This is a genomic window from Candidatus Zixiibacteriota bacterium (assembly GCA_020853795.1).
Lineage (GTDB): Bacteria > Zixibacteria > MSB-5A5 > CAIYYT01 > CAIYYT01 > JADJGC01.
Map to the genome: position 1 here is coordinate 1 of JADYYF010000008.1, position 8,032 is coordinate 8,032.

Below are 8,032 nucleotides of genomic sequence, written 5' to 3' on the forward strand. Positions count from 1 at the left end.
ACTCCGACCGCTTTGCCCCGCCGCGATAGACATCCGCACCTGCAGTGGATCTCCAGCACGCAGCGTCGCCGCCGTCGCCCACCTTGACCCGCGCCTGCGAATTCTGTGGGTAAAAAAAAGCTCCCCGAAGCGGACGTTACAAGAACCTTCCACAGTCTGATCAAGTACTTTGAAACAGCCGCATGAGGCTATGGTTCGCCTTGCACCGGCTCTAGAGAGTCATTGTAGAACTGCCTGGTCGCCTTGCACTGGTTCCTCTCGCGACCGAGCCTCGAGCACCAAACGAATGTAATCGCCGGAGCAGATCGTGGCGATTTCGCGAGAGGTGGAGCGCACGGCAAGCCGAGCGGATCAAATCACAGGGGTAAGGTCACGCGAACCTTGGAAGTCAATTTCCAGCCAATCTAACATGGCAGAGATACTTCCTGTGGCCAGAGCTATGCTCGTGTCGGCTGCTCCATAATAGAAATGGATGGTATCGCCATCCGCCAGAACCGTGTAGCCGCAAGGGAAGACAACATTTCCAACGTCACCATGCAGTTCGTAAGCTTCCTCGGGACCGAAGATCCATTGATTGCAGCGGCGGAGACACACCTCCGGGGATCTCAGATCGAATAGCGCCAGCCCGAGTCGATAGATCGCCCCTGCGGCCGTCTGCCGCACACCGTGGTAAATCACCAACCAACCCTTAGGGGTTTCTATCGGCGGGGGTGAGAGACCGATCTTGTTTGCGTCCCACCAGCCTCCTCGCCGCGCCTCAAGCATCAGCCTGTGACCGCCCCAATGCGTCAGATCGGGCGAATAAGAGATCCACATATGCGCCCGAGGGGAGCTGACTGGTCGGTGAATCAGCGCCCACCGACCGTCGATGCGGCGTGGCAGCAAGGCAGCATCCTTGTCTTCAGGGGGCATGATCACGCCATAACGCTTGAAGGTGCGGAAATCTTCGGTAGCAGCCAGAGCCACGCCCGGTCCATCACGCGTGAAAGCAGTGTAGACTACGAGATACTGACTCAGTTCCGGGATGTAAGTGATGCGCGGATCCTCAATGCCCCAGATCTCCTCAGGAAAGTGCTCGGGGTCCGGGATCAAGGTTGGATGTTGGTCAACCAACCACCCGTCCACGCCGTTGGTTGAGCGGGCGGCGCACAGGTGAGACTTCCCGCGTCGATCCTCGACGCGACACAGTAGTAATGTTGTGCCGTCAGCCAACAATGTGGCGCCGGGATTGAACACACTGTTGACAGGGTAAGGCCAGTTGTCTGCTGTCAAGATGGGATTGAGTTTGCAGCGACGAAGAAGTTCGGGGTGTGTGTTGCTCATTGGGAATGTGTCTCCGCGGGCTAGAAAGTGGTCTCAGCCAGGTGCAGTTCCAACAGGGCTTGCAGGAAGGCGAGGGTGGACTCGGCACCGAGATTCTCGTTGGAGCGGTCGGGATGAAGACCATCGCGACATCCGCCAGTAGTCGGGTCATAGATCGAGAGATTCAGGTCGTTACGCCCAAGGAACCACTCAAACGCTCGTTGGGCTTCCTTGCGCCAGCGATCATCTTTGGTGATTCGAAAGGCCTCGAGACAAGCAGACACCATTGCCTGACCTTCCACGGGCTGTTGATCGAATCGGGCGCGGTCGCCGCCTCTCCGGTAGAAACCATTTGACCCGATCGGGACAAAATGCCCGCCTTTGGCGGCTCGCTGTACCTGGCTCAGCCAGTCCAGTGAATCAAGTCCGGCATCAATCATTTCGGCGCTCTGAACCGATTGTCCGCAAATGAGGGACGCATGCGGCAAAACGGCGTTGCAATAGGTAAGTCCATCTTCGTACCATCGCCAGTCATCCGAGCGACAGCGCTGGTACAAGGTCAGCAAACGTTGCGACAATTCCCCCTGGACTTGGCCGGCGTGACGGTCACCGGCAAAACGTCGAAGGTATTCATGAATACCGATGAGTGCAAAGGCCCAGGCCCGGGGGCTTGTGGTCGCGAGAATGGCAGGCAGCGCCTGTTCAAACAACCAGCCGGCCATCTTCTGCAACGCCTGCGAATGGGAGCGCCCCAGCACTGTTCCGAGTGCCCACAGCGCGCGGCCGTGGCTGTCATCCGAACCATTTTCTTCCAGCCACGTACGCTGGTACGTCATGAAGTTACGAAAGCGTCCAGTGTCTGCATTATAGGCGTACCAGACGAAAGCCAGATATCGTGAGGCCAGTTCGGAAGCTTCTTGGTTGCCGACGTCTTCCAGAAGGGCGCTCACGATCAGGGCGCGCGCGTTATCATCGGTGGTGTATCCCTCGTGATAGTTGGGGATCGTAAAGATCGCATGCTGCAAAATGCCGGTTTCGTCCGTCATGTTGCGCAGATGATCAAGCTTCAGTGGCGGCAGTTCTCCGGGATGTTTATCGAGAGCCTTGACCGCGAATCCGGGGCTGCTGAAATGACGTCGCCCGGCCCGGGCACGTTCGAAAGTCGCGCGGTAGCGACGCGCCACTCGCGACCAGATCATTTCCCGTCCGAACAGATAGGCGCGCTTGCGCATGGCGTGTCGCTTGGCTTCATCGTCCAATAGATCAATGACTTTCTGGGCGAGGGCCGTCGGGTCCTTGAACGGCACCAGCACTCCGCGCTCTTCAGCCAGCATTTCCTCGGCGTACCAGTAGGGCGTCGAGATGACGGCTTTCCCGGCACCCAGCGTGTAGGCGAGCGTGCCTGATGTGATCTGGGCTTGGTTGAGATAGGGAGTGATGTAGATATCTGCGGCGCCAATGAACTCAATCAGTTCTTTCAAGCTGACGAACCGGTTGTAGAAGATGACATTGCTCTCGACGCCTCGCTCCCGGGCCAGCCATTGGAGCGACAGCCGGTAAGCTTCTCCGTCAGTTTGTTTTACATGGGGATGGGTCTCGCCGAGGATGATGTAGACAACGTTCGGATGATCAACCAGGATTGACGGCAGGGCCTCAATGACATTTTCGATCCCCTTGCTGGACGAAAGCAGTCCAAAGCTGAGCAGGACCATCTTCCCCTCAACGCCGAAAAGGTCCTTGTGAAAACTCGGGTCAACGAACGGAACATCCGGAATACCGTGAGGGACGAGATCGATTTTGTCAGGAGACACGCGATAAATATCGGTGAGAAAACTCTTTCCGCGCTGACTCATGACGACGAGTCGATCTGAGAGCTTCGCAATCTCTTCCAGGACCGAACGTTGGTGCGCGTCCGGTTCTGCCAGGACGGTGTGCAGGGTTGAGACAATTGGCATTCGCAACTCGCGGAGGAGGGTCAGGATATGGTTGCCGGCCCGCCCGCCGAAGATGCCGTACTCATGCTGCAGGCAGACCAAATCAACATCGTTGATATTCAGGAAGTCGGCTGCCCGGCGGTAAGATTCAATGTCCTTCTCTGAGAGCTCGAACCGCACGCGATCGGGATACTCATACCCCTGATCGGTGTCATTAACCGGCACGGCGATGCAGGTCATTCCATCGTTTTCGGCGGCGACTGCTTCGCACAAATCGGTCGTGAAGGTCGCGATACCACACCGTCGCGGCAGGTAATTACCGATGAATGCGACTCGCTTGATAAGCGAGCCATCTGAGCCGTTTTGCAAACCGAATATGTCCTTTCACACAGCTGGAGTCCTGTCGTATCGGCCTCAACCGGTACTGAAGGACGCGAGTACGTTCTGATGCGCCGTTCTCCTGCGCCGGAAGAGCCGACATCTACGCATCTTAGTATGGATCTGACCTTCAGAAGGCGCAATCGCTCGAAGGATTGAAAAAGGATCTAGTCCCCGGGCCCGAGGGACGGCTCCAGATAGTGCGTCGGTCGCGAAGCGCTGACAGAGAAGTATCTGGTGACGGGCGCCCCATAGGGATATCCAAACCGCATCTCCTGCGCTCTTCGACCCACTCGAAGATTAGTCTGGCACGGCTTCGCCAGTGACCATGAGGCACTCATGGAATCCGCTGTCTGTTCCTGATCGATGATTTGACAAGGATTGATTTGTCGCAGCAAGGCTTGGGAGACCATCAACTCGGGGACACCATGTATATAAGTAAGTACGTCGAAATTTCGGAATCGCCTCATTATATATTCGCTGTCCGCCAAATGCGTCTGACGTAGGCGCTCCGGACGCCGACCAAGTCTAGGCGGGGCGGCCACTTCCGGACCAGGCGGATCCGTTTTTTGTGCTTGACGCGTTTCGGTGAGGCTCCATATTTTCTGACACCGGATCAACCACTGACCGCCAACGGAAGGATCACGCGTGTCGAAAATCCGAGTGTTGCTGATTGAAGATAATCGCATACTGCGCGAGGGTATTTGTGCGATGCTCAATGACCAGCCGGATATCCGGGCGGTTTCGACGTCAGGCAACGGTGATGCCCTCGAAAAAGCCGGGAAACTCAAGCCCCAGGTGGTGCTGCTTGATCTGGGCTTGCGGAGTCAGAACAGCCTCCGAATCGCGGAGACGATCAAGACCCGTTTTCCGAAGGCCGAAATTGTTGTGATGGACCTCATTCCGGTTCAGGCGGAAGTGATCGAATTTGTTAAGGCCGGAGTCTCCGGTTTTATCCTCAAGGATGCCACGATCGAAGACTTCCTGCAAACGATCCGGTCGGTGGCTGAAGGCAAGAAGGTGCTCCCACCGCCCCTGACGGAATCGCTATTTTCCCACATTGTCGAGTTCGCTGTTCAGACCGGAAAGGCTGACCGGCTGATGCAAGCGGTCAGGTTGACCAGACGTGAGCACGAAGTCGTCGATCTCATTGCACGCGGAATGAGCAATAAGGAGATCGCGTGCGAACTGAAGATTGCCGTCCACACCGTAAAGAGTCACGTCCATAACACGCTCGAGAAACTGGCGCTGCAGACGCGGCTGGAGTTGGCCAGCTTTGCGCTCACCGACAGAATCGTTCGCAAGCCACGCGCCTGAATTTCTGATCAGTAGCGACCGCAACTCAATCTTAGGAATTAGCTCCCTTTTCAATCCTTCGACCGATTGCCCGGCTGCGCCTTACTACTATACTCATGGAGTATAGGTGAATTGTGCCTCGGTGACTATTTCCGGCACAGTCATGGTGACAGCGGCCGGATGATCTACGGACAGCTGGAACCGCACGCTGGAAACGATCGCAGTCGTGACGCTGGTCGTAACTTGCATGGGAGTCGTTTGACGTGAGAAAACTCTCTGTCGGTATCATTGATCTTGTGGCCAAAGCCCCGATGAAGACGATCTGGATGCGCGTCATGGGTGCCAATTTCGTCAGCATCATGCCGCAAGTTGTGGCGACGTGGTGTGAACTACAGGGGCATAACGTCACCCTGGTGACCTACACCGGCCGGGAGAATCTCATCGACGAGCTGCCTGTCGAGGTCGATATCGTGTTCATAAGCGCATTCACCGAGGCAGCCTTATTGTCCTACGCCTTGAGCAAGTTGTTTCGATCTCGTGGCGCGGTCACCGTACTTGGCGGGCCTCATGCCCGCTGTTATCCTCAGGATGCGCAGAAGTATTTCGACTACGTTCTTGGCTTCACCGACAAAGCGCTGATCCAAAGAGTGCTTCAAGATTGTGCTCCATACCGTCCCGTCGGTCAGCACCTCTCGGCAGCACGCCATCCCATCGACTTGCCCAGTGTAAGTGAACGCTGGAAGTTTATTGAACAGACCCTGCGGAAAGCGCCGTTCATTAAAATCGTCCCGCTCCTGAGCAGCCTGGGCTGTCCGTATTCCTGTGATTTCTGCATCGACGCGCAGGTTCCATACCAGCCGCTGGATGTCGGTGAAATGAAGCGGGATCTGCGTTTTCTTCTCACAAAGTTGAAACGTCCGCGGGTGGCATGGCACGACCCGAACTTCGGCGTCCAGTTCGATCGCTGTATGGATGCCATCGAGGAGTCAGTTCCGTCGGGTCGAATCGATTTCATTGCCGAGTCGTCTCTGTCTCTGCTCTCCGAACCGCGTGTAAAGAGACTGGCGCGTAATGGATTTAAGGCGCTGCTACCCGGAATTGAGTCCTGGTTCGAGATGGGCAAGAAGTCAAGCACGGGCACGATAACGGGAATTGACAAAGTTCGAAAAGTATCGGCTCACATCCGGATGATCCTCCGCCACATTCCGTATGTTCAAACCAACCATATCTTCGGACTCGACGGCGATGAGGGGCCGGCGCCGTTCGAACTGACCAAGCGGTTTCTCGACATCACGCCGGGGGCGTTTCCGGCTTACTCGATGCTTTCCGCTTTTGGCGCAGCAGCACCCCTCAACATCGAGCTTCAGCGCGCCAACCGGGTGCTGCCGATTCCGTTTCACTTCCTCAGCAACGTTCAGATGAACATTCGTCCCAAGAACTATTCCTGGCCGGAATTCTACGATTATCTCATTGATGTAACATCATTCTCCTACTCTTCGCGCCTGCTGCTCCGGCGATTCCTGGCCAATGGCGAGACGATTCCCAGATGGCTGAATGTTGTCCGTGGGCTCTCGTCGGAGCGCTTTGGTCGCATTGCCTACTTCACTGAAGTGCGCAAGCGACTGGATAGCGACCGACCATTCCGACGATTCTTCGAACAGGAGACGGATGAGATTCCCGAATATTTCATAGGGAGAATTCGCAAGGACCTTGGCCATTTTTGGCAGTGGTTGCCGGAAGGAGCATTTCGTCATGATCCGAACGCGGCTCTGTTGTCGATGGAGAGAGTACTCCCCGGTGCCGCAGTTCACAGCACACCATAACGAGAAGCAGTTCGCTGGAGAAGAGAGGTAGATGATGGGTGACAAAGGCGGAAAGAAAGACAAAGAGAAAGAGCGAAAGCAGAAGAAAAGCAAGCGCGAGCAAGAGGAGAAGGCCAGACAGGATAGACAGCCCAAGAAGGCTACATAACAGGTACGAGCAACCAAGCAACCAAGAGGAATGTCCGTCGCACTCGGTAGACCATGGCCGACCTATTGCCCCCGTTTCCGCGATCCCCTTGTTGTGTCGTACTGACACGTTAAAACAAGGAGACCGGCTGACCGGTCTCCCCGAGTTTCAGTCCTGTGGCAATGCTACCACGAGTGGGGCAATGTCGAGGCTAATACACTTTGCGGTAGCCGTTGCCGCCTTCGCGATTACCACGGTCTTCGCGCGGTTTCGCCTGATTAACTTTCAACTCGCGACCGTTCATCTCGCGGCCGTTGAGCCCGCCAATGGCGGCAGTCGCCTCTGCGGTTGCCGGCATCTCAACAAACGCGAACCCTTTCGGCTGTCCGCTGTCGCGATCAGTAATGACGTTCACGGTTGAGACCTGACCAAAGCCTTCGAAAGCCTGGCGCAACTGTTCTTTTGTCGTTTCGAACGACATGTTTCCGACGTAGATATTCACTCTACACTCCATTTTTGCTGATCTTGATGGACGTTGCCTTCACTGGAATCCCGTCATTTCAAGACAGCTGATTTACTGCGCGTCATTGCGCGATCAATTCGAGATTTTACTTTAGCGAAGAGTTGTAGATTAGAACAAGACTGCGGAAAAGGTCGAACTCAAATTAACATTAACATTTTAGTATACGCAGTGAGTGGTCGAGAAGCTACAATTAAATTTCACTATTTGTGACGTTCCCCCTGTGGTGCATCGTACTTCGGAAGACAATTGTTGTTCACACTGAGTTTCTTTCTCAGGTATTCGATCAGATAGCCAATTCTCTCCAGATGCCCTCCGATAGTCAAATGAGTTGGATTGCAGATCCTGCACTCCAACTTGAACGAGTCGTAGTATCTCTGGTAACCTGTGCCCTTGACCTTTTCATCGGCTTGCGCGATTCGTCGCGACTCCAACATGACAGTCTCCAGTCAGCGGCCCTTTCTTCAGAGGAACCGTAAGAGAGTTGAACTGAATGGAGTTCGTAAGTCGTCGGGGGACAACAATAAAAAGCTCCCCGGGCCGGGCTCGAACCAGCGACCCGCTGATTAACAGTCAGCTGCTCTACCGACTGAGCTACCGGGGAGTGGAATTTGCGACACGGTCAGGTCGCGCGACAATATATGATTATCGG

The 8,032-nt window shown here is 55.3% G+C and carries 5 protein-coding genes and 1 tRNA gene; 2 read left to right on the forward strand and 4 right to left on the reverse strand.

Features of this window, described 5'->3' with window-relative positions; genetic code table 11:
- Nucleotides 1–351: 351 nt before the first annotated feature.
- Entirely contained in the window at nt 352–1,323 is a 972-nt protein-coding gene (locus tag IT585_00800; protein ID MCC6961768.1) for a glycosidase, read from the reverse strand.
- Between the two features lie 20 nt (nt 1,324–1,343).
- Complete coding sequence (locus IT585_00805) at nt 1,344–3,578, reverse strand: glycosyltransferase family 4 protein (protein ID MCC6961769.1); 2,235 nt, start codon at nt 3,576–3,578, stop codon at nt 1,344–1,346.
- A gap of 684 nt (nt 3,579–4,262) precedes the next feature.
- On the opposite strand from IT585_00805, the gene IT585_00810 reads away from it, so the two are divergent.
- Both IT585_00810 and IT585_00815 read left to right on the forward strand, forming a co-directional pair.
- Nucleotides 4,263–4,931, forward strand: coding sequence for a response regulator transcription factor (locus IT585_00810; protein ID MCC6961770.1), 669 nt, complete (start codon nt 4,263–4,265; stop codon nt 4,929–4,931).
- Nucleotides 4,932–5,173: 242 nt separating this feature from the next.
- Nucleotides 5,174–6,733, forward strand: a complete 1,560-nt coding sequence (locus IT585_00815) for a radical SAM protein (GenBank protein MCC6961771.1) — start codon at nt 5,174–5,176, stop codon at nt 6,731–6,733.
- 338 nt (nt 6,734–7,071) lie between these two features.
- On the opposite strand, the gene IT585_00820 is transcribed toward IT585_00815, so the two are convergent.
- Entirely contained in the window at nt 7,072–7,362 is a 291-nt protein-coding gene (locus tag IT585_00820; GenBank protein MCC6961772.1) for an RNA-binding protein, read from the reverse strand.
- Between the two features lie 549 nt (nt 7,363–7,911).
- Nucleotides 7,912–7,984 (reverse strand) — tRNA-Asn (locus tag IT585_00825).
- Nucleotides 7,985–8,032: the final 48 nt, after the last annotated feature.

Excerpts from the sequence above, each read along its gene's own strand:
- IT585_00800 (MCC6961768.1), bottom strand. The coding sequence starts at position 1,323 with ATGAGCAACACACACCCCGAACTTCTTCGTCGCTGCAAACTCAATCCC.